The organism is Tellurirhabdus rosea (genome assembly GCF_026278345.1).
Classification (GTDB): Bacteria; Bacteroidota; Bacteroidia; order Cytophagales; family Spirosomataceae; genus Tellurirhabdus; species Tellurirhabdus rosea.
In genome coordinates this window covers 2919360-2939192 of the sequence record NZ_CP111085.1, presented here as the reverse complement: position 1 = coordinate 2939192, position 19833 = coordinate 2919360, and the positions used below count along the sequence as shown (strand labels likewise).

The window sequence follows — 19833 nt, the reverse complement described above, 5'->3', positions numbered from 1 at the left end:
CGAGAGATTTACCAGAAAACAATTATACCACGCTTTTAATTCGCCCCCGGGCCACCCGGCGGGTTTCTTCGTCGGTCTGCACATAATCGTCGTAATCCGGACTGCCGATGTAGGCGATTTGCTGCGTACACTGCTCAATTACATCCGAAATCTCAAGAAATCCAATTTCATCGTGAAGGAAGGCTTCTACGGCCACTTCATTGGCAGCATTGACGATACAGGGCACGTTGCCGCCGCGGTCCAGAGCGTCGAAAGCCAGTTGTAGATTCCGGAAGGTTTTCAGGTCCGGCTGTTCAAACGTCAGTGACGGGTATTTCGTAAAATCAAAACGTGGAAAGTCCGATTTTATGCGGTTCGGATAGCCGAGCGCGTACTGAATGGGCAGTTTCATGTCCGGCAGCCCCATCTGTGCCTTGATGCTTCCGTCCTCAAACTGCACCATCGAGTGAATGATGCTTTGCGGGTGCACCACGACCTCAATCTGCGCGGGCGTCAAACCGAAAAGCCATTTCGCTTCGATCACTTCCAGCCCCTTGTTCATCAGCGTGGCCGAGTCGATGGTGATTTTGGCTCCCATGCTCCAGTTGGGATGTTTCAGCGCCTGGGCTTTGGTCACGGTCGAAAGAGCCTCCCGCGTTTTTCCCCGGAACGGCCCGCCCGAAGCCGTCAGGATGATTTTTTCGATGGGATTGTGAAATTCACCCGCCAGGCACTGAAAAATGGCCGAATGCTCCGAATCCACCGGGTAGATAGGGACGCCTTTTTCTGCCGCCAGCCGGGTAATGAGTTCACCGGCCACGACCAGCGTTTCCTTGTTGGCCAGCGCAATGGGCTTGCGGGCTTCGATGGCTCTGATCGTCGGGAGCAGTCCGGCATAGCCGACCATCGCCGTCAGGACCATGTCGATGCTGTCCATCTGCACCACGGAGGCAACGGCTTTGGCTCCGGCGTAGACCTTGATACCCAGCGGGTCGAGGGCGTCGAAGACGGTATCGTATTTCCGTTCGTCGCAGATCACCACCACGTTGGGGCGGGTTTCCACGGCCTGCTGAATGAGCAGATCGGCATTGCTGTTGGCCGTCAGCACTTCCACGGCGAAGGCGTCGGGATGGGCCTTAATGACGTCGATGGCCTGGGTTCCGATGGAGCCGGTCGAGCCGAGAATGGCGATATGGCGGGGGGAATTCGTCATGAAATTGGTTACAAAATCGTCTTACACCGTTTGCGCCGTTTCCAGCAGTCCATCCGCCAGCGTCCGGTCGTTCGCCAGGCGGGGTACTTTGTTCTGTCCGCCGAGCTTGCCCTGGGCTTTCATGTACCGCTGGAAAGCGCCGCGCGGCAGGCTCGTCAGCTTCAGGGGCCGGAGGATGCTGCCCCGGATCAGGTCGTCGTAGTAAACGTTCAGTTCGGCCAGGCGGTTATCGATATCCTGCGCAAACGCCTCCGGACTGGCGGGTGGCGTGGCAAACTCCACGAGCCACTCGTGGTACGGCAGCCCTTCGGCCGGGGCGACCATCGGGGCTACGGTAAACTCCACGACCTCGGTTTCGGGATGCCGGTCCATCGCGTATTGCAGCGCTTTTTCCACTTCTTCGCCGATGACGTGTTCGCCGAAAGCCGAAATGAAGTGCTTGATGCGCCCCGTCACCAGCAGCCGGTATGGATTGCGGGACACGAATTTGACCGTATCGCCGATGGAGTAGCCCCACAGCCCGGCGTTGCTGTTGATGATGACGGCGTAGTTTTTATTCAGTTCTACCTGTTCGATGGTCAGGCGGCGGGGATTTTTGGAGAAATAATCCTCGGCCGGGACAAATTCAAAGAAAATCCCGCTGTCGAGCAGCATCAGCAGGCCCTCCTCGGTCTGGGTGTCCTGGTATGCCAGAAACCCTTCGGAAGCCGGGTAGGTCTCGATGCTGTGGATGGGTTTGCCGATGGATTCGAACAGCTTGGCCCGGTACGGTTCAAAATTGACGCCGCCGTAGATGAAGAGCGAAAAGTCGGGGAAGACGTCCTTGATCCGCTTGCCCGTCCGTTCCTGAATCCGGTCAAAATACATCTGCACCCAGGGCGGAATACCCGAAATGAGCGACATCGGCTGATGGATTGTCTCGTCGATGATCCGTTCGAGCTTCGTTTCCCAGTCCTCAATCGTGTTCGTCTGGTACGAGGGCATCTGGTTGGTGCGCAGATAAGCCGGAACGTGGTGGTTCACGATGCCCGACAGCCGGCCGGTTTTGATGCCCGCCTTTTCGCCCAGTTCAGGACTGCCCGACAGAAAGATCAGTTTTTTATCCAGAAAAGCGCCGTTGCCCGTCTCGTGGATGTAGTTCAGAATGGCGTTCCGGGCCGAATTGATATGATTGGGAATGGAATCCCGGGTGATCGGAATGTATTTCGTGCCGGAAGTCGTCCCGGACGTTTTGGCAAAATATTCCGGTTTGCCTTTCCAGAGGACGTCGGAGCCGCCCGCCAGAATCTGCTCGATGTAGGGTTTGAGGTCTTCGTAATCGCGGATGGGAACCGCCTGCCGGAAGTCGTGGTGCGTGCGGATGTCCTTGAACCGGTGGTCCCGGCCGAACACCGTATGACGGGCTTCTCCCACCAGTTTCTGGAGCCAGGCCTGCTGGGCCTCGCCGGGCCGGAACATCCACTCCCGCTGCTGCTGAACGACCAGCCGGGCCAGCGGTTTACTCAATACAGAACGAATTCCCATGGGCAATTTTCAAAGGTTGTCAGGTGAAGGGGGACAGTGGCGGCTCTTGTCGGCCCGGTTCTTCTCCCCCGGCGGCTTCCGGCCATTTTGCGGCCCTATCTGACTCCAAGATAGGAAACAAAGGTACAATTTTCCCGCGCAACTCCGTTCTTAGGGAAGCAACGTGCTGATTTATTGACGACTTATCATCTAAAAAAAGTATTAAAATACGGAACATTTCAGCCAAGTTGTCTCTAATTCTCTATATTTTTGCACACCTAAGCAACGTACTACTCCAGCGAGCTTGTAGAATTTACGAATGGGACTCTTCAATTTTTTAACCAGCGATATTGCGATTGACCTGGGAACGGCGAATACGCTGATCATCCACAAGGATCGGATTGTGGTAGACGAGCCTTCAATCATCGCGATGGACAAAGCCAGCGGCAAAGTCCTTGCGATTGGTCACAAGGCGATGCAGATGCACGAAAAGACCAACGAGAACATCAAAACGATTCGTCCGCTGAAGGATGGCGTAATTGCCGACTTTACGGCCGCCGAACTGATGATCCGGGGTCTGATTAAAATGATCGATACGGGCAACCGGCTGTTCTCGCCTTCGCACCGCATGGTTATTTGTATTCCGTCGGGCATTACGGAAGTGGAAAAGCGGGCCGTGAAAGACTCAGCCGAGCACGCCGGAGCGAAAGAAGTATACATGGTGCATGAGCCGATTGCCGCGGCCATTGGAATCGGCATCGACATCACGCAACCCAACGGAACGATGATCGTGGACATCGGCGGCGGTACGACGGAGATTGCCGTCATTGCCCTGTCGGGAATCGTCTGCGAACAGTCCATCCGCATCGCCGGAGACGTATTTACCCGCGACATCGTGGACTACATGCGCCGCGAACATAACCTGCTGATCGGCGAACGTTCGGCCGAACAGATCAAGATGGAAGTCGGCTCGGCTCTGCCGGAGCTCGACAATCCGCCGGCCGACTACGAAATCCGCGGCCGCGACCTGATGACGGGTATCCCGAAGGAAATTAAGGTGACGTACAGCGAAATCGCCTACTCGCTCGACAAATCCATCTCGAAAATCGAAGAGGCCGTCATGAAGGCCCTGGAGATTTCGCCGCCGGAGCTGTCGGCCGATATTTACACCAACGGGATTCACCTGACGGGCGGCGGAGCCCTGCTGCACGGGCTGGACAAACGCCTGGCCGCCAAAACGAAGCTGCCCATTCACGTGGCCGACGACCCGCTGAAAGCCGTCGTCAAAGGAACAGGCGAAGTCATCAAGAATCTGGACCTGTACAAGTCCGTTTTGATTAGTTAAAAGTTAAAAATTAAAAGTGAAAAGTAAGCTCCGCTGGGCCAAAAACCTGAATACGCGGAGCCTACTTTTAATTTTTAACTTTTAACTCTTAATTGTCCCCGCCGTATGTTCGAGTTGTTTCAATTCATCGCCCGCAGCCGGAATTTCATTCTGTTTATCCTGCTGGAGGTGTTGAGTTTTTATTTTATTGTGAACAACAACAACTACTGGAGCGTCGCGTTTTTCAACACGTCGAACCAGTACGCGGCGAAGCTATTGGCCTGGTCGAACGCCGCCCGCGACTATGCCCGGCTCCGGCAGGTCAACGCCGACCTCGCCGAAGAAAACCGCCGGCTCAATACCCTCCTGACCCAGTACCAGCAGATGCGGCCGGAGGTGAAAACGAATTACAAAACCGATTCGGTTTTTGCGACCCGGTTCAAGTTTACCGTCGCCCGGGTAATCAACAATACCACCTCCCACCCCAACAACTACATCACGATTGACAAAGGCACGGAGGACGGCATCCGTCCGGGCATGGGGGTAATCTCTCCAACGGGCGTGGTGGGCAAGGTCAAGAACTGCTCGGCCCATTTCTCGGTCGTTACGTCCATTCTGCACTCCGAGTTCATGGTTTCCTCCAAGCTCATCAAGGGCGGCGACATCGGACCGGCCAAATGGGACGGCATAGACCCGGGCCGGATGAAAATGCTGTATATCTCCCGGAATACGAAAATTTACAAGGGCGATTCGGTTGTCACGTCCGAACATAACTCGGTTTTTCCGCCGGGTATTCCGGTCGGGCGGGTGCTGGGTGCCCGGGCCGCGCCGGACCAGACGTTCCACGACATTACGCTGCGGATCGCCACCGATTTCAGCAACCTTTCGTTTGTCTACGTGGTGGAAAACCGCCTTCAGTCGGAGCAGGAGCAGCTGGAAAGCCAGACCGAGCCGGATAAAAAGTAATTTGTGGGAAAGGACCGGGTGACGCCGCTTTGCCCTAAGCAGACCGGGTTTATGTGCGTACTTTGTTCCTTTGCCACCAAGCTGTAAGCCTTACACAATGACGCTTCGCGAAATCTTAAATACTGCCTTTCTTTTTGTGCTGTATCTGGCGCTCCAGGTGCTCATTGTCCGGAATCTGGTCCTGTTCGATATTGCCTTCTGTTTTATCTACGTGGGCTGTATCCTGCTGCTGCCTTACGAACTGAGCCTGACGGCCACGCTGCTGATCAGTTTTGGCATCGGCATGACGGTGGACATGTTTTACAACACCCTGGGCATGCACGCCGCCGCTACCGTTCTGATGGCCTACGTCCGGCCTGCCGTGGTCCGGTTTCAGGCTTCGCAGCGGGGTTTTGAGAGCCGGATTCTGTTTTCCATCCACGAAATGGGGGCCCGTAATTTTTTCTACTACATTGTCATTCTCACGCTGATTCATCATACCGCCCTGCTTTTCATCGAAGCTAACAGCCTGACACTGCTGATTCCGACGCTGTTCAAGGCGCTTGCCAGTACCTTGTTTACGGCCTTCAGCATCATGCTGGTGCAGTATTTCACCCGTAACTAACCTTTTGCCGCTTTTTCTCCCCGCTGGTCAGGTGTTGGTTGTTCGCTGACAAAATGTCCTGTTAATTCGCTCCGGCGACGGCGGATTGATTTTTGCTATACTACCCAAACATTCCGGTTCGTTTTTGTCTTATCCATTAAATAAGCTTTTGAGAGCAACCGGCGGTCCGTTTTACTCGTATATACAAGACCAGGCAACGCAGGATCATTGTGAAATGAGCGTTTCCGAACCAGTCGTAAATTGATGACTCATATGCCCGAAATTATGTCAGATACGCAGGATACGCAGCTTCAGGGATATACCGATGAGCAGAAGTATCAGGTATTCAACAAGGAATTCATGCCGCATATTGATTCCATGTACAACTTTGCCTTCCGGTTGACCATGGATGAGGACGATGCCAATGACCTTGTTCAGGATACCTATTTAAAAGCTTTTCGCTTCATCACCTCTTTTGAACAGGGAACTAACGCCAAAGCATGGTTGTTCCGGATTCTGAAGAACAGCTTCATCAACGATTATCGGAAAAAGAGTAAAGAACCGGCAAAAGTTGATTATCAGGATGTAGAGACAACCTACAATTCTGAAGATGCTGAGACGGAACATACCGTCGATCTTCGGGCCGAGACCGTGCAGGACCTCATCGGAGACGAAGTGGCCACCGCACTAAATTCCCTGCCCGTCGATTTCCGGACGGTCATTATTCTTTGTGATATCGAAGGATTCACTTATGAAGAAATGGCCAAAATTCTGGATATTCCCATCGGTACAGTACGCTCACGACTGCACCGGGCCCGTAATCTTCTGAAAGAAAAACTTCGTGATTACGCCGCTTCAATGGGATATTCAAAAAATGACGACTAACCGGAAACTTTTTATCGTTACCAATTGGTTATCAGGGCAACAGCTTAATTGTGTAATTATTTTTGGAATAAATTAAACTTTTCCAATGTCGGGTTCATTACATCCATCCACTTCGGTCGGTGAAGAAGGCAAGCAGGAAACGGCCCCTATGAAAGAGCATTGTGAGCATCAGTCAGAATGTCTGAAACGGATTCAGGCTATTCTGGACGGCGGGGCCACGCAGGAGGAAATGGAGCATTTCAGGTTAAACATGGATGTTTGCCGCCCATGCATCGAAATGTACAAACTGGAGAAATGCATTAAAGAAGCGCTTCAGGGTAAAATGGAGAAAAAGTGCTGCCCTGATAAGGTTGCCGCCGCCATCAAATCCCAATTGTCAATCCCTTAACTCACCGTTTTGGAAGGTAAATTAATCATCTTTTCGGCTCCGTCCGGTTCGGGCAAAACGACCATTGTCCGCCATCTGCTTCAAACCAATTCGAATCTTGGCTTTTCCATCTCCGCCTGCACCCGCGACCGCCGGGGCCGCTCGGAACAGAACGGAAAAGACTATTACTTTCTCAGCCCGGAAGAATTCAAAGAGAGAATCGACAATCACGAGTTTGTCGAGTGGGAAGAGGTATACGTCGGTGCGTTCTACGGCACGCTGAAATCAGAGATCGAACGGGTCTGGAGTACAGGCAAACACGTCCTTTTCGACGTGGATGTGAAAGGCGGCCTCAAGCTCAAGGAATATTACGGCGACCGCGCCCTGGCTATTTTTGTCAAAGTACCAGACGAGGAAACGCTGAAGCAACGCCTGATGGCCCGCGGCACCGAAACGGAGGACAGCCTGTCCAAACGGCTTTTCAAGGTACACTTCGAAATGAGTTTTCAGGACCAGTTCGACGTCATTCTGGTCAACGACAACCTGGAAGAGGCATTTACCAAAGCCCAGAAACTGGTTGACGAATTTTTACAGGAAGATAAAATTCCGGCACAAGCCACGGTAATTTGAGGTATGAGGTAGGAAGTATGAGGTTTGACCGATTGGTGGCACCTCCTACTTCTTACCTCATACCTTATACCTTACAGCTCATACCTCTCATGAACGTCGGTCTCTTCTTTGGCTCCTTCAATCCCATTCATGTCGGGCATCTGATCATTGCCAATACGATGGCTACCGCGACGGATCTGGAGCAGGTCTGGTTTGTGGTTTCTCCCCAGAATCCGTTCAAGAAAAACAAAAGCCTGCTGCACGAGTTCGACCGGCTGGATATGGTCGAGCGGGCCATTGCCGACAACGCGAGGCTGAAGGCGACCGATATTGAGTTTTCCATGCCGCGCCCCAGCTACACGATTGATACGCTGACCCGGCTCTCCGAAAAGTTTCCGCAGCATACGTTCAGGCTCATCATCGGCGGCGACAATCTGGCCCAGTTTCCCAACTGGAAGAATCACGAACAGATTCTGGAGTACTACGGTCTGTACGTTTACCCGCGCCCCAACAGCGAAGCAAGTCCGCTGGAACAGCATCCTAATATCAAGTTTATTCCGGCCCCGCTGCTGGATATCTCCGCGACGTTTATCCGCGAGAGTCTGAAAGCCAACCGGTCCATCCGGTACCTGGTGCCGGAAGTCGTAGAGGAGATGATTGAACGGAAGAAATATTACTTCTGAATCTTCTGAACTTGGATTACGCAGATTAGAGGATTAACTGTGATGCTTCGCTTCAATAGGAACATCTTAGTTAATCCCCTAATCTGTGTAATCCCGACGGTCCGCCGCGTGGTTCAGACTACTCTACGGCTCGCCCCGCTGAAAGGTCACTTCCGTCACCAGCCCGATGGCGCTGATTCGTAAAGCGACCGACTGCGCCTCGGACTTTAGTTTCCGGTCTTCGCAATGGGGGCCTTTTTCCAGAAAATAGACGTAGTATTTCTGGTTGCGGTCGTCGAGTTGATTAATGTCCGGGCGACCGAGGATGCTGTTGATGTTGTTGGCCATTTCGCCCTTCAGCTGTTCGCGGACGGCCTTCAGATTGGCTACCTGCGTCAGCCGGTCGCCTTTACAGCCGCCCCGGTCGTTGCGCCATTTGACGAGATCAAGATTGCCGAGTTTATCCGGAGCCGAGCAGGATTGAATGAATAACGCACAATGAATAATGAAAAGAGTCTGAATCAGGTGGCGGCGAAATCTTAAAATATTCATTGTTAATTCTTCATTGTTCATTCAATAACTACTGATTTTCCCGGTACAGCGTCTGCAGCAGCACCTGTCCGACGGCTTTCAGCGTCGCCCGGTCGATCGGCGCCATGTTGTCCGTGTCCGTATGCCAGTGCGGGAAGAAAGCGCCCGTACCCGGCTGCGTATGGATGATGTCGATCATCGGGATTTTGGCAATCGTGTTGACCGGCACGTGGTCGTCGGTAATGGCTGACCCCAACTGGTCGACAAAGTACTGGCTGTAGCCCATATCGCTGGCCGTTTGCCAGATCTGATTCACGATGGAAGGCGCGTACTGCATGGAGTTTCCTTCCTTGAAAAATGTGGCGTTCTGAGCCCCGACCATGTCGAGCAGTACACCGTAATAAGCGGTATAATTGGGCTGGTGCTTGTTGGCCGCCCAGTGGCGCGAGCCGAGGCAGAAGCCGCCGTATTCGTCCTTCGCCAGTTCGCTGTTGCCCCAGTCTTCGGCGTCGAAGAAAATAAGGTCGATGCCCACGGTCGGCTTGATGTTGCCCTGCTGGATGCTGCGGGCGAGTTCGAGCAGCACGCCCACCCCGCTGGCCCCGTCGTTGGCACCGGGAACCGGCTTTTTGCGGTCGGCGGCGGTCGTGTCGTTATCGGCAAACGGGCGGCTGTCCCAGTGCGAAGCCAGCAGAATGCGCTTGGCCGCCTGCGGGTTGAGGCTGCCGATGATGTTGCGGCTGTTCAGCGTCTTGCCGTCGTAGGTCGTGGCCTTAAACTCCTGAACGGTGACGGTCGCGCCGAGCTGCTTCAGTTTGGCAATCAGGTAATCCCCGGCGCGGCGGTGGGCTTCCGTATTGGGCACGCGCGGACCAAAGGCCACCTGAGCATCCACGTAGGCATAGGCCGAGTCGGCGTTGAAATCCGGTGTTTTCACCAGTTCGGCCGCGCTTTTCGACTCCGCGCTTTCCTGCTGGTTCTGCTTGTTGTCGCTTTTGCACGAAGCCACCAGCAGCGAGGCGGCAAGGACGAGAGAAACGTATTTCGGGATCATGTTACGGGGCTTTAGGCCACAGAAGTCAAGGAGTATAGGAGTATGATTTATTCTTCGTAAGCCCAGTCAATGCGGTGTTTCATGTCTTTGATGACAAGTCCCTGCGTCTTGAAGTACGAACGAATCTGATCGACTTTGTCGTATTGTTTTTCCTCTTTGTATTCGCGGTACAGCGTCAGCATGCCGTTCAGAACGGCGTCGCTTTCGCTGGGCTCCTCCGTCAGACCCAGCACCTCTTCCATGAACGCCACGAACTTTTCTTTCAGCTGCCCGAAAGTGTCCGCCCCGATGGCCGCGGGTGCCAGCTGGTTCATGTAGATCATGTTGACGTACTTGAGCAGATTGAACAGGCTGGCGATGGCGACGGCCGTGTTTAGGTCGTCGTTCATGGCGTCATAGAAAGCCTGGATGGATTTCTCGATGTCGGCCTTCTTTTTCTCGTCCGTCGTTACGCCTTCCACGTCGGCAAACTCCAGGGTTTTGATAATCCGCAGGCCGTTGGCGAGGCGGCGGTAGCCCTTCTGAGCGGCTTTCAGGGCTTCGTTCGAGAAGTCCAGCGTACTGCGGTACTGCGATTGCAGCATGAAGAACCGCACGGTCATGGGCGAATACGCCTGCTCGAGCAGCGGGTGACTCCCGGCAAAAAGCTCATTCGGCAGGAACGAATTACCCAGCGACTTCGACATTTTCTGCCCGTTGACAGTCAGCATGTTCGAGTGCATCCAGTAACGGACGGGTTCTTCGCCCGTCAGGCCCCGGCCCTGGGCGATTTCGCATTCGTGATGCGGGAACTTGAGGTCCATCCCGCCGCCGTGGATGTCGAACTGCCGACCGAGGTACTTGCTGCTCATGCAGGTACATTCCAGGTGCCAGCCGGGGAAACCTTTGCCCCAGGGCGAATCCCACTGCATGATGTGCTCGGGAGCGGCCCGTTTCCAGATGGCAAAATCGAGCGGACTGCGTTTTTCGGCCTGGCCGTCAAGTTCCCGGGTTTCGTTCAGCAGGTCGTCGAGCACGCGGCCCGAGAGTTTGCCATATTCGTTGCCCTGCTGGTTGTATTCGCTGATGTTGAAATAAACCGAACCATTCGATTCGTAGGCCAGCCCTTTGTCGAGCAGGGTCCGTACGGCTTCGATCTGTTCGATAAGGTGGCCCGTGGCGGTGGGTTCGATGCTCGGGGGCAGGATGTTGAACGCCCGCATGACCTGCCGGAAGTCGTTGGTATATCGCTGGACGATTTCCATCGGCTCCAGCCGTTCGAGCTTGGCCATCCGGCCGATCTTATCCTCACCGTCGTCGCCGTCGCCGACCAGATGGCCCACATCCGTGATGTTCCGCACATACCGAACCTTATAGCCGATATGGGTCAGGTACCGAAACAGGCTGTCGAAGGTGAGAAACGTACGGACGTTGCCGAGGTGCACGTAATTGTAGACCGTCGGACCGCAGACGTACATGCCTACATAGGGCGCATTCAGGGGTTCAAAAAGGTCCTTCTGACGGGAAAGCGTATTGTATAATTTCAGGGGTTGCTGCATACCGATTGTCTCAAAGCAGTGCCTTACGGCGAATCCCGCAAATCTACAAAAGGTTAAGCAGTCGAGACGCACATCGCTAACCGGTAGAGACGCAAAATTTTACGTCGCTACAAAACTTACCCCTCCCCTCCGTATCTTCGCGTTTTGATTTTCAGAGACGATACCGCTCCGTATGAAGATTGTTGAAGTGGGTAGCAACCCGACCTACCGTACCGAGTTCCTGCGGCTGCCTGTCCGCCTGTACCAGGACAGTCCCTGCTGGATCCGGCCGCTCGACCAGGACATTGAAGACGTGTTTGATCCGGAAAAGAACAAACACTTCCGGACTGGCGAGTGCGTCCGCTGGCTGCTGCAGGACGAAGCGGGCCGGACAATCGGCCGGGTGGCGGCCTTTTATAACCGGGAAACGGCCAATCGCCACAGCGATCAGCCCACGGGCGGGGTCGGATTCTTCGAGTGCATCGACAATCAGGACGCGGCGTTTCTGCTGTTCGACACCTGCCGGGAATGGCTGCGCAGCAAAGGCATGGAGGCGATGGACGGCCCGATCAACTTCGGAGAACGCGACCGCTGGTGGGGCCAGTTGATCAGGGGATTCGACCGCGAACCGACCTACGGGATGCCGTACACCAAGGAATACTACATTCGTTTTTTTGAGGAATACGGCTTTCAGGAATATTTCCGTCAGTTCGTCTACTGGCTGCCCATGCCGGAAGCCGCCGTAAAGCACCGGCTGCACCCGTCGGTGTTTGAGCGCTCCCAGCGGACGCTGAACGACCCGCAGTACGAATTCCGGCATATCGAAAAGAAGAATCTGGAGAAATACGCGGACGACTTTCAGGTGATTTATAACAAAGCCTGGGCGAAGATTCTGGGTCAGGGCGACATGACGACCGAGAAATCGCGGGCCATTATGCGGCGGATGAAGCCCATTCTGGTGGAAGAGCTCATGTGGTTCGGGTATCACGATGGCCAGCCCGTTGCCTTTTTCATCATGCTCCCGGAGCTGAACCAGATTTTCAAGCACGTCAACGGGAAAATGAACCTCATCGGTAAGCTGAAATTTTTGTACCACAAGCTGATGAAGACCAATCACAAAGCCTTTGGCGTAATTTTTGGGATTGTTCCCGAATACCAGGGACGCGGCATCGAGTCGGCCATCGCGCTGGCTTTTTCCAAGATTGCCTGGCAGACCGATTTTCAATACAAAGAACTGGAATTGAACTGGGTTGGCGACTTCAACCCCAAAATGAACCGGTTTGCCAAAATGCTGGGTGCCGAAATCATCAAGGAATACAGCACCTACCGCTACCTCTTCGACCGAACGAAGGAGTTCAAGCGGCATCCGATTGTTTAGAAGGGTTTAGGGTTCAGAGTTTATGGTTTGCTCCGCATTCAGAACACCAATCATAAACTCTGAACCCTAAACTATAAACCATATACTGTAAACCATAAACTGTTTTCAATGAGCTTACTCACTGTCGGTTCCGTTGCCTTCGATGCGCTGGAAACCCCGTTTGGCAAGACCGATAAAATCATCGGCGGAGCAGCCACGTACATTACGCTGTCTGCCTCTTACTTCACGAAAGACAACAATCTGGTCGCCGTGGTGGGCGGTGACTTTCCCCAGGAGATGATCGATGTTCTGGAGGGACACGGCGTCAATACCGACGGGCTGGAAGTGCGGCCTGACGAAAAAACGTTCTTCTGGTCGGGCAAGTACCACAACGACATGAATACCCGCGACACCGTGGAGGTGCAGCTGAACGTGATGGAGCATTTCGACCCGCAGATTCCGGCCGCTTACCAGGACTGCGAGTTTCTGATGCTCGGCAACACGGCTCCGGCCATTCAGAAAATGGTCATCGAGCGCATGACCAAACGCCCGAAGCTCATCATGCTCGACACGATGAACTTCTGGATGGACATCGCCATGGACGACCTGAAGGAAGTGCTGAAGCTGGTTGACGTGATTACGGTCAACGACGAAGAAGCCCGCCAGCTTTCCGGTGACTATTCGCTGGTGCGGGCCGCGGCGACGATTCGCTCGATGGGACCCAAAACGGTGATTATCAAGAAAGGCGAACATGGGGCGCTGCTGTTCCACGGCGACCATATTTTCTTCGCTCCGGCCCTGCCGCTGGAAGAAGTGTTTGACCCTACGGGCGCGGGCGACACCTTCGCGGGCGGGTTCATCGGCTACCTCGCCAGCACGGGCGATGTTTCGTTTGCCAACATGAAACGCGGCATTATCTACGGGTCGGCAATGGCCTCCTTCTGCGTCGAGAAATTCGGCTCGGAGCGTCTGCACAACCTGACCACCCAGGAAATCAACCAGCGGGTCGCGCAGTTCGTGCAGCTGTCGGCGTTTGAGATATAAGTATCTGAACCGGGATTTACGCTGATTATAGTGATTGACACGATGGGCTCTGTTTCGATCAACATCATGGTAAATCATTAGAAGCAGCGTAAATCCCGGTTCGGACTACTTCCCTCCCACCACTACTTCGATCAGTTCGTCCTCCTTAAGGTATTTGTTCGCCATTTCGAGCACCTGGACGGCCGAAACGCGCTGGATGTAGTCAATGTACCGGTTCAGATAATCCATCGGCAGTTTGTCAAACAGGACGCCTTTGTAGCGGTCGGCAATCTCGAACGGCGTATTGAGCGAGCCGACGAACGAGCCGATCATGTAGTTCTTGACGACTTCCATTTCCTCCTCCGGCACCAGCTCCTGCCTAAGCGTCCGGATTTCCTTCCAGGTCTCGTCCAGCGTCTGCTGGGTGAATTCCCGTTTTACATCCGTACCGATCACAAAGTAACCCGCCCGCGGAAAGGACGCCACGTTGGACCAGATTCCGTAGGTGAAGCCCTTTTCTTCCCGAATGTTCTTCATCAGCCGCGAGCCAAAATAACCGCCGAGCACTTCGTTCAGCACCAGAAAGGGAAAATAGTCTTCGTGCTTACGGGTAAACAAGAGCCGCCCGAGCCGGATCGACGACTGCAGGCTGTCTTCTTTTTCAACTACCGTGACCCGCTCCCGGGTCGTTTCTACCGGCGGCAGCTCGTCGCAGGGCGTCGCCGGTTCAAAGTGCTGCCGGCCGAAGGCTTCGTTCAGCAGGGCCACTTCGGTATCGGTCAGGTTCCCCGACAGCATCAGCCGGAAGGGTCGATTCTGAATGCGCTGGGCGTAAAACCGCTCCACCTTTTCGCGCGGCATGGCGTCCAGCGTTTCGAGCGTCTGGCTGTAGCCGTAGGGATGCCTGGCGCCAAACACCTTTTCCCGGATCAGCATGCCGGCCACATAACTGTTTTTTTCCAGATTCACCCGCAGGTTTTGCCGCGAGATGTTGAGCTGGTTCTGCATTTCGGTCTCCGGCAGCACCGAATCCATCAGCATTTCCTGCAAAAGCGGCAGGATTTCGGACAGGTGCTTGTTCAGGCAGTAGATGGTCAGGGTAGCGCGGTCGGTGCCGCTATGGGTTTCCAGAAAGGCGCCAAACTGGTCGAGGTAACTGCTGATCTGGGCCGAAGTCCGGGTGCGGGTTCCTTCCGCCAGCATCTTCATAGCCAGCGTGGATACGCCCGGATGGCTTTCAAAACAGGCCCCGGCATCGAAAATGAATTCCAGCCGGAGAACGGGCTGTTCGCCCGCCCGGACCAGATAAAGCGGCAGGCCGTTGTCCAGTTGAACGGTTTCTACGGGCGGCACCCGGACTTCCGTGAGCGTTCGGTAAGCCGGTGCCTGAGTTCTGTCGATCATGGTAATAAAAAGCAAAAGCTATACTGCGAAACAAAAAAAGGCATCTCCGTAGAAATGCCTTTCTTACTATGTATCAAGTGTTTATTCTTCGATTTCCTCGTCCAGTTCGGCCGAGCGGTCCTTTTTCTTCAGGTCCAGAATGAGGGAAAGGCGGAAGGTCTGCGCCAGCGGGCTTCCCTGCCGCATCGGAATCAGGTAAGCGAAATCGACGCCGTACTTGTTCTGCACCCGCAAACCGATACCGGTCGTGAAGTACTTCCGGTCGCCTTTGATACGGGCTTCGTGGGCATAACCCAGACGGGCCGCAAAGGCATCGTTGTACCAGTATTCGACCCCGGTGTTGATGTTGACTTCTTTCAGTTCCTCGGCAAACCCATCCGGAGCGTCCGCAAACGACCCAAAAGCGCCTGAAAGCGAGGTGAGATTGTCGTACTCACGGCCCTTCAGAACCACTTTCTGACCATTGACCAGCACCGGCTGCCCGTTGACCGTCTGGTACAGCGGCGGCGTCGGGGTCATCAGTTTGTTGAGATCAACGGCAAAATTGAATTTATTGAACCGGTCGGTGTAATACGTGAACGTGGTGCCGAGGCGCAGGTTCGTCGGGAGGAAATACCGCTGGGTCGTGCCGTAGCTAACCTTGCCGCCAACGTTCGAGAGCATGCCGCCGAAGGCCCACTTGATGCCTTTGCCGGACACTTCGTCCCGAATCTCGTTTTCGTAATAGCCGCTGATGTCGGCCATCACCGTCGAAGCCGGCTTGATGGTCATGCCGTTCAGGCTGTAGTTGCCCGCCAGGTTGGAGTTGGCGTATTTGGCATTGACGCCCATCGAGAAGTTGCGGAACAACCGGCGTGAGTACGAAAGCGTAAACGCGTATTCCCGCGAACCAAACGAGCCTTCCGACTGACCCGAAGAGTTGGTGAACTCGATGGTGCCGAGGTCAAAATACAGCAGCGAGAAGCCCAGAACCTGGTTTTTGCCCAGTTTGCGGAAGCCCGACAGATACGTGAAATACATATCGTCGGTCAGATTTCGTAGCCAGGGCGTATACGACAGTGCAACGCCGCGTTCTTTTTCGGCGAATACTAATTTCGAAGGATTCCAGAAAATGGCGTTGGCGTCCATCGGGCTGAGTGCTACTCCGACATCCCCCATCCCGGCGCTACGGGCGTCGGGCGTGAAGCCCAGAAACGGCATAGCGGAGGTTGGAATGCGGGCAGCCGTCGTGTCCTGACCGCTCAGCAGACCAGAAGAGCCCTGGCCTTTTGAGAAAAAAGGCATCGACAGACAACCTAACAGACAAAGAGACGTTAGCGTACGTATCATATAAGGATGTGATTTACCCACAGTTTTTTGCACGAGTCGATGGCGAAACTGCGAGAAGTTCAAAATTACGATGAATACCGAAGAAAGAAAACGCATTAAAACGATTTAATTACTAACTATCTTGAATAGAGCAACTTACCAGAATGCACCGTGCGCGAACCGTCGGTTTTTGAGGTTAAACCGATCTGGTAAAAGTACATTCCGGGGCTGAGCTCACCGACCGCCGTTTGTCCAGCTTCCCAGCGAATTTCGTTCCACACCGACGAACAGTTCTGACATTCGGTTCGCTGCTGTCCCAACACCCTGCCCCTGGCATCCGAAATGGTCAGGGTCGCCTCCAGCTCCTCCCCCGCCCGATTGTGCCGAATCCAGAAGCGAACCGACTCCCGGAACGGGTTTGGCCCCGCTGTCACCGATTCAATCCGGATACCCGGCCGGTCGGACACTATAAATTTCAACGCGGCCTCAGACTGATTATTGTACGCGTCAAACGCCTTCAATCGAACGGTATACGTCCCGTTTTTCAGATTCTTAAGCGGATAAAGGACGGTTCCTTTCCGATAATTATCGGCATCGGCCTCGTACCACGGGCTAATGTCTACCGCCGGTTCCTCGTTCAGTTGCAGCGAAATGCCGCCTCCGGTTCCGCGCGGAACAAGATTCAGCCCTGACTCGTCGGCGATCCGGGCCAGCAGCTGCACATCCGGTCCGGCTACGGTGCCGCCATCGGCAAAGGTGGTGTCGTTCACAAAAAGCTGCACGACCGGCGGACGGGTATCCGGGACCGGGGCAGCCGTTGTCCCTCCCACCGGCACAGCCTTTAATCCGCCCGAAGCCGTCATCAAACTGTCGCTGCGCACGGCATAGGCGTAAATCCGGCCAAAATCAATCGTCGGCTCCACTCCTTTCGGCATCACAAAGCGGCAGGTAAACCGGCCGTTGCGCACCGACGCCTGTCCGCTGAACAGCAGACTCCGGTAATCCCGGTAAGTCATTTTCGGGCTCTCGGTCCCCGCTCCCAGCGTCGTCACCAGCGACGCCCGGTCGAACAGACGCAGTTGCACCGTTCCGTTGAAAGCCGCCAGCATTTGCCCATTCTGACGCACTTCTCCCTCCAGGGTCACTTCTTCCAGCGCCGATAGTGTGTCGGGTGCCCCGGCATTGCGTCCGTTGATCCGGGTCAGCTGAACGGAAACTTCCGGAAAAGCCAGCCGCATGGACGGGTCGCCGAGGAGCGTGAAGTTGCGGTTGAGGCTTCCGGCAAGGCTGTTGTTTTTTGTTTCCCGGACCAGATCGCCCAGTCGCGGGGCGCCCGCCGCCGACCGGCTAGCCAGAACCGCGTAGAACGCCTGATTGAGAATAAAATTGGTGTTGGAGTAAACCGGACGCGTCGTTGTCAGAAGGGCAATGGCGCCGCCCTGCCGGTTCAGCAGCGCGAGTTCCGCCCCGGAGGTAATGGCGGGGTTGTCGTATCGGCCAAATTCGCACGTGGCGGTCATCATCAGCGGCAGCCGCCGGTTGCGCCAGTTCAGAATTTCCTGCGTCGTCAGAATCTGCTCCTCGGCCCAGCCGCTGTCGCCGCCATGACCGCTGTAGTTGATGACCAGACGCCCTTCGTTGATGGCACTTTGCAGACGTTCGTTGACGCCCGGCGCCCGCTTCCCGAGCGAAGTTGACTGGCGGGGAAAATCATCGACAAACACTTTTTCCGTCCGCAGGGCAGGCTGGAGTTCGCCAATCCGGTCGGCCAGCAGGTTGGCGTCGTTCTGGTGAATGTTGTAATCGCCGTCATCGGCCACAAACGAGATGCGGTTTTGCCAGTCTCCGGCCAGCGTTTTGTCGGTCGCGTACCGAATGAGCTTATCGACCACATCCCGGGCCTCGCTTACCGACCGAACGGGCAGGCGACCGATGCCCACATCCAGCAGGTGGTCGCCGTTAAACGTTTCCGGCCACTCGCCCTCTTCCGGTTTCCAGAAGCCGAAATAATCGTCCGAGGAAAAACTCATGACCGGATGCACGGACTCCCGGCTTTCGTACACGGGGACCGTCGAGGCAAGCTGAGCGGCGTTCAGCACGCTGGTGATGCCTTTATAATCGTAGGTGGCATCGCCGAACAAAAGGAGATAGGCCAGCTTCCCCGGCTTCCGGCCGTTGAAATAACGGGCGGCGTCCCGGATGGCGGTAGGGTCCGGCTGGCCCGACGAAAATTCATTGTAGATTTCCTGCGTAGTTGTCACCAGCACCTCCAGGCCGTCGTGCTGGCGTCGGAATGCCGCCAGTCGTTCCGCCTGCGCCCGCCAGGCCGGAGCAGTTACCACCAGCAGGTCCGGCGTCGGCTGGCCTTTCAGATTCTGATTCGGAACGGCAACGGCGCGGTCGGGCTCGTATGCTTTCTCCTCCGTAAACAGCACAAATTCGCGCAGCTGACCCCCTTCCGCCGTAAACTCGCCGCTGGTTCCGTTTAGCGTGACGGTTCGCTGGACGGGCCGGAGCGGGTTGGTTACGTCCCAGACGCGGAGGCTGCCGGTTGCCTGCCTGACCGCAAAGCGGGAAGCGGGCCGGGTCGCGGACTCCAGCGAACGGATTACCTGCTGCGGGTCGTACAGTCCCAGTTCGCGCTCGACCTGCACGCCAAAGAAATTCAAAAATCCCTGCGCACTGGCTGCTTTGCCCCGGTCGTAGCTGAAGCCCAGCGCAATTGTTTCCCCGGCGGGCGCGTTGAGGCGTATGGTCTGGCGGCTTTCGATGCCTTTCCGTTCATACCGATAGTCGCTGAGTGGGGCAAAAACGTGCGTAGACACCACCAGGCCGCCCCAGCGGACGTGGAAGCGGGTGGTATCGGTTCCCTGGCTCAGCAAGGCCGTTGTGACCAGCGCCGGTCGGCCGGCGACCAGCCCGTTTACATTGAGGCTGAAGGTCTGCTCCGACGACAGGCCAAAAGACTCCCCGTACCATTCCCGGCCGGACTGCGCACGGTTGACCAGCTCTTTTTCGTGAAAAATATAATCGTCGCCGCGGCTGATCAGCGGAGCGTTGGGAGCCGAAAACGGAGAGGTCCGTATCCGGAGGCCCGTCTGCTGGGGCGTGACCGTCAGGTAGTAATAGGTGGTGTCCGAATACGGATTAAGCCGGTGCGTCAGGCGGGGACCGGCCCCATCCTGCGCCGTAGAATCCACATAAATCAGGTGCGGACTCCGGGCGAAGAAGTACACCGCATCGGCGGCGTCGAACCGACCGTCGGCTTCGCCGCTGACCAGAATTGCGTTTTCGGTCAGGTCCAGCGGTCGGGGTCGGGCATTGGCCTGGGGCAGCGGAGCGCCGCCGTTGCCAAAAATCCGGATGTTCTGCGGGTTGAGCCCGTTGGTGGAAAGGCCGATTTTGCGGAGGTAAGCGGCATCCAGTTTATGCACGCCCGTTTTGGTAACAGCGAGCCGGTACCACGTGCCGGTTTTCAGCACGGATTCCCCCGACTGGGCTACCGCATTTCCTGCGGTTCCAATTAGCACGACCAGTAAAACTAGAGC

Annotated in this window: 17 protein-coding genes; 9 read left to right on the top strand and 8 right to left on the bottom strand. The window is 55.4% G+C overall.

All coding sequences use genetic code 11. The annotated features are described in order from the left end of the window. Window positions 1-22: 22 nt before the first annotated feature. Both ORG26_RS12335 and ORG26_RS12330 read right to left on the bottom strand, forming a co-directional pair. On the bottom strand, window positions 23-1192 hold the full coding sequence (locus ORG26_RS12335) for a 1-deoxy-D-xylulose-5-phosphate reductoisomerase (RefSeq protein ID WP_266362151.1): 1170 nt from the start codon (window positions 1190-1192) through the stop codon (window positions 23-25). Between the two features lie 21 nt (window positions 1193-1213). Then, the gene (locus ORG26_RS12330) at window positions 1214-2716 is read right to left on the bottom strand and encodes a GH3 auxin-responsive promoter family protein (RefSeq protein WP_266362149.1); all 1503 of its coding nucleotides are present in this window, start codon (window positions 2714-2716) and stop codon (window positions 1214-1216) included. 298 nt (window positions 2717-3014) lie between these two features. On the opposite strand from ORG26_RS12330, the gene ORG26_RS12325 reads away from it, so the two are divergent. The 7 genes from ORG26_RS12325 (at window position 3015) to nadD (ending at window position 8112) form a co-directional block, all read left to right on the top strand. After that, entirely contained in the window at window positions 3015-4040 is a 1026-nt protein-coding gene (locus tag ORG26_RS12325; RefSeq protein WP_266362147.1) for a rod shape-determining protein, read from the top strand. A 105-nt stretch (window positions 4041-4145) separates the two neighbouring features. Then, window positions 4146-4985, top strand: coding sequence for a rod shape-determining protein MreC (mreC, locus tag ORG26_RS12320; RefSeq protein ID WP_266362145.1), 840 nt, complete (start codon window positions 4146-4148; stop codon window positions 4983-4985). Window positions 4986-5082: 97 nt separating this feature from the next. Further along, window positions 5083-5589, top strand: coding sequence for a hypothetical protein (locus ORG26_RS12315; protein WP_266362143.1), 507 nt, complete (start codon window positions 5083-5085; stop codon window positions 5587-5589). Between the two features lie 264 nt (window positions 5590-5853). Then, complete coding sequence (locus ORG26_RS12310; protein WP_323134244.1) at window positions 5854-6453, top strand: sigma-70 family RNA polymerase sigma factor; 600 nt, start codon at window positions 5854-5856, stop codon at window positions 6451-6453. Window positions 6454-6538: 85 nt separating this feature from the next. Continuing rightward, the gene (locus ORG26_RS12305) at window positions 6539-6841 is read left to right on the top strand and encodes a hypothetical protein (protein WP_323134243.1); all 303 of its coding nucleotides are present in this window, start codon (window positions 6539-6541) and stop codon (window positions 6839-6841) included. 9 nt (window positions 6842-6850) lie between these two features. After that, on the top strand, window positions 6851-7450 hold the full coding sequence (gene gmk, locus ORG26_RS12300; RefSeq protein WP_266362140.1) for a guanylate kinase: 600 nt from the start codon (window positions 6851-6853) through the stop codon (window positions 7448-7450). Window positions 7451-7539: 89 nt separating this feature from the next. Further along, window positions 7540-8112, top strand: a complete 573-nt coding sequence (gene nadD / locus ORG26_RS12295) for a nicotinate (nicotinamide) nucleotide adenylyltransferase (RefSeq protein WP_266362138.1) — start codon at window positions 7540-7542, stop codon at window positions 8110-8112. 123 nt (window positions 8113-8235) lie between these two features. On the opposite strand, the gene ORG26_RS12290 is transcribed toward nadD, so the two are convergent. From ORG26_RS12290 to cysS, 3 genes are read right to left on the bottom strand one after another with little or no spacing between them, the layout of a single operon-like run. Continuing rightward, window positions 8236-8643, bottom strand: coding sequence for a hypothetical protein (locus tag ORG26_RS12290; protein ID WP_266362136.1), 408 nt, complete (start codon window positions 8641-8643; stop codon window positions 8236-8238). 28 nt (window positions 8644-8671) lie between these two features. After that, a complete protein-coding gene (locus tag ORG26_RS12285) occupies window positions 8672-9676 on the bottom strand; it encodes a M28 family peptidase (RefSeq protein ID WP_266362134.1) in 1005 nt (334 codons plus the stop codon). A 47-nt stretch (window positions 9677-9723) separates the two neighbouring features. Then, on the bottom strand, window positions 9724-11214 hold the full coding sequence (cysS, locus tag ORG26_RS12280; protein WP_266362132.1) for a cysteine--tRNA ligase: 1491 nt from the start codon (window positions 11212-11214) through the stop codon (window positions 9724-9726). Window positions 11215-11386: 172 nt separating this feature from the next. Between cysS and ORG26_RS12275 the strand changes: the two genes are divergently transcribed. Next, window positions 11387-12571, top strand: a complete 1185-nt coding sequence (locus ORG26_RS12275; protein WP_266362130.1) for a hypothetical protein — start codon at window positions 11387-11389, stop codon at window positions 12569-12571. Window positions 12572-12679: 108 nt separating this feature from the next. After that, window positions 12680-13594 carry a PfkB family carbohydrate kinase gene (locus ORG26_RS12270; RefSeq protein WP_266362128.1) on the top strand — a complete coding sequence of 305 codons (915 nt, stop codon included), beginning with the start codon at window positions 12680-12682 and terminating at the stop codon, window positions 13592-13594. Window positions 13595-13699: 105 nt separating this feature from the next. Here the strand turns inward: ORG26_RS12270 and ORG26_RS12265 are convergent, their stop codons facing one another. The 3 genes from ORG26_RS12265 to porU form a co-directional block, all read right to left on the bottom strand. Continuing rightward, window positions 13700-14977, bottom strand: a complete 1278-nt coding sequence (locus tag ORG26_RS12265) for a M16 family metallopeptidase (RefSeq protein ID WP_266362126.1) — start codon at window positions 14975-14977, stop codon at window positions 13700-13702. 81 nt (window positions 14978-15058) lie between these two features. Further along, a complete protein-coding gene (gene porV / locus ORG26_RS12260; protein WP_266362124.1) occupies window positions 15059-16306 on the bottom strand; it encodes a type IX secretion system outer membrane channel protein PorV in 1248 nt (415 codons plus the stop codon). Between the two features lie 116 nt (window positions 16307-16422). After that, window positions 16423-19815 carry a type IX secretion system sortase PorU gene (porU, locus tag ORG26_RS12255; RefSeq protein WP_266362122.1) on the bottom strand — a complete coding sequence of 1131 codons (3393 nt, stop codon included), beginning with the start codon at window positions 19813-19815 and terminating at the stop codon, window positions 16423-16425. Window positions 19816-19833 lie beyond the last annotated feature (18 nt).

What these genes read in the sequence shown, in the direction of transcription:
- ORG26_RS12265 (WP_266362126.1), bottom strand. Translation starts at nt 14,977, where the DNA reads ATGATCGACAGAACTCAGGCACCGGCTTACCGAACGCTCACGGAAGTC.
- ORG26_RS12275 (WP_266362130.1), top strand. Translation starts at nt 11,387, where the DNA reads ATGAAGATTGTTGAAGTGGGTAGCAACCCGACCTACCGTACCGAGTTC.
- ORG26_RS12285 (WP_266362134.1), bottom strand. Translation starts at nt 9,676, where the DNA reads ATGATCCCGAAATACGTTTCTCTCGTCCTTGCCGCCTCGCTGCTGGTG.
- ORG26_RS12325 (WP_266362147.1), top strand. Translation starts at nt 3,015, where the DNA reads ATGGGACTCTTCAATTTTTTAACCAGCGATATTGCGATTGACCTGGGA.
- porV (WP_266362124.1), bottom strand. Translation starts at nt 16,306, where the DNA reads ATGATACGTACGCTAACGTCTCTTTGTCTGTTAGGTTGTCTGTCGATG.
- mreC (WP_266362145.1), top strand. Translation starts at nt 4,146, where the DNA reads ATGTTCGAGTTGTTTCAATTCATCGCCCGCAGCCGGAATTTCATTCTG.
- ORG26_RS12335 (WP_266362151.1), bottom strand. Translation starts at nt 1,192, where the DNA reads ATGACGAATTCCCCCCGCCATATCGCCATTCTCGGCTCGACCGGCTCC.
- ORG26_RS12305 (WP_323134243.1), top strand. Translation starts at nt 6,539, where the DNA reads ATGTCGGGTTCATTACATCCATCCACTTCGGTCGGTGAAGAAGGCAAG.
- nadD (WP_266362138.1), top strand. Translation starts at nt 7,540, where the DNA reads ATGAACGTCGGTCTCTTCTTTGGCTCCTTCAATCCCATTCATGTCGGG.
- cysS (WP_266362132.1), bottom strand. Translation starts at nt 11,214, where the DNA reads ATGCAGCAACCCCTGAAATTATACAATACGCTTTCCCGTCAGAAGGAC.
- ORG26_RS12270 (WP_266362128.1), top strand. Translation starts at nt 12,680, where the DNA reads ATGAGCTTACTCACTGTCGGTTCCGTTGCCTTCGATGCGCTGGAAACC.
- ORG26_RS12330 (WP_266362149.1), bottom strand. Translation starts at nt 2,716, where the DNA reads ATGGGAATTCGTTCTGTATTGAGTAAACCGCTGGCCCGGCTGGTCGTT.
- ORG26_RS12310 (WP_323134244.1), top strand. Translation starts at nt 5,854, where the DNA reads ATGTCAGATACGCAGGATACGCAGCTTCAGGGATATACCGATGAGCAG.
- ORG26_RS12290 (WP_266362136.1), bottom strand. Translation starts at nt 8,643, where the DNA reads ATGAATATTTTAAGATTTCGCCGCCACCTGATTCAGACTCTTTTCATT.
- ORG26_RS12315 (WP_266362143.1), top strand. Translation starts at nt 5,083, where the DNA reads ATGACGCTTCGCGAAATCTTAAATACTGCCTTTCTTTTTGTGCTGTAT.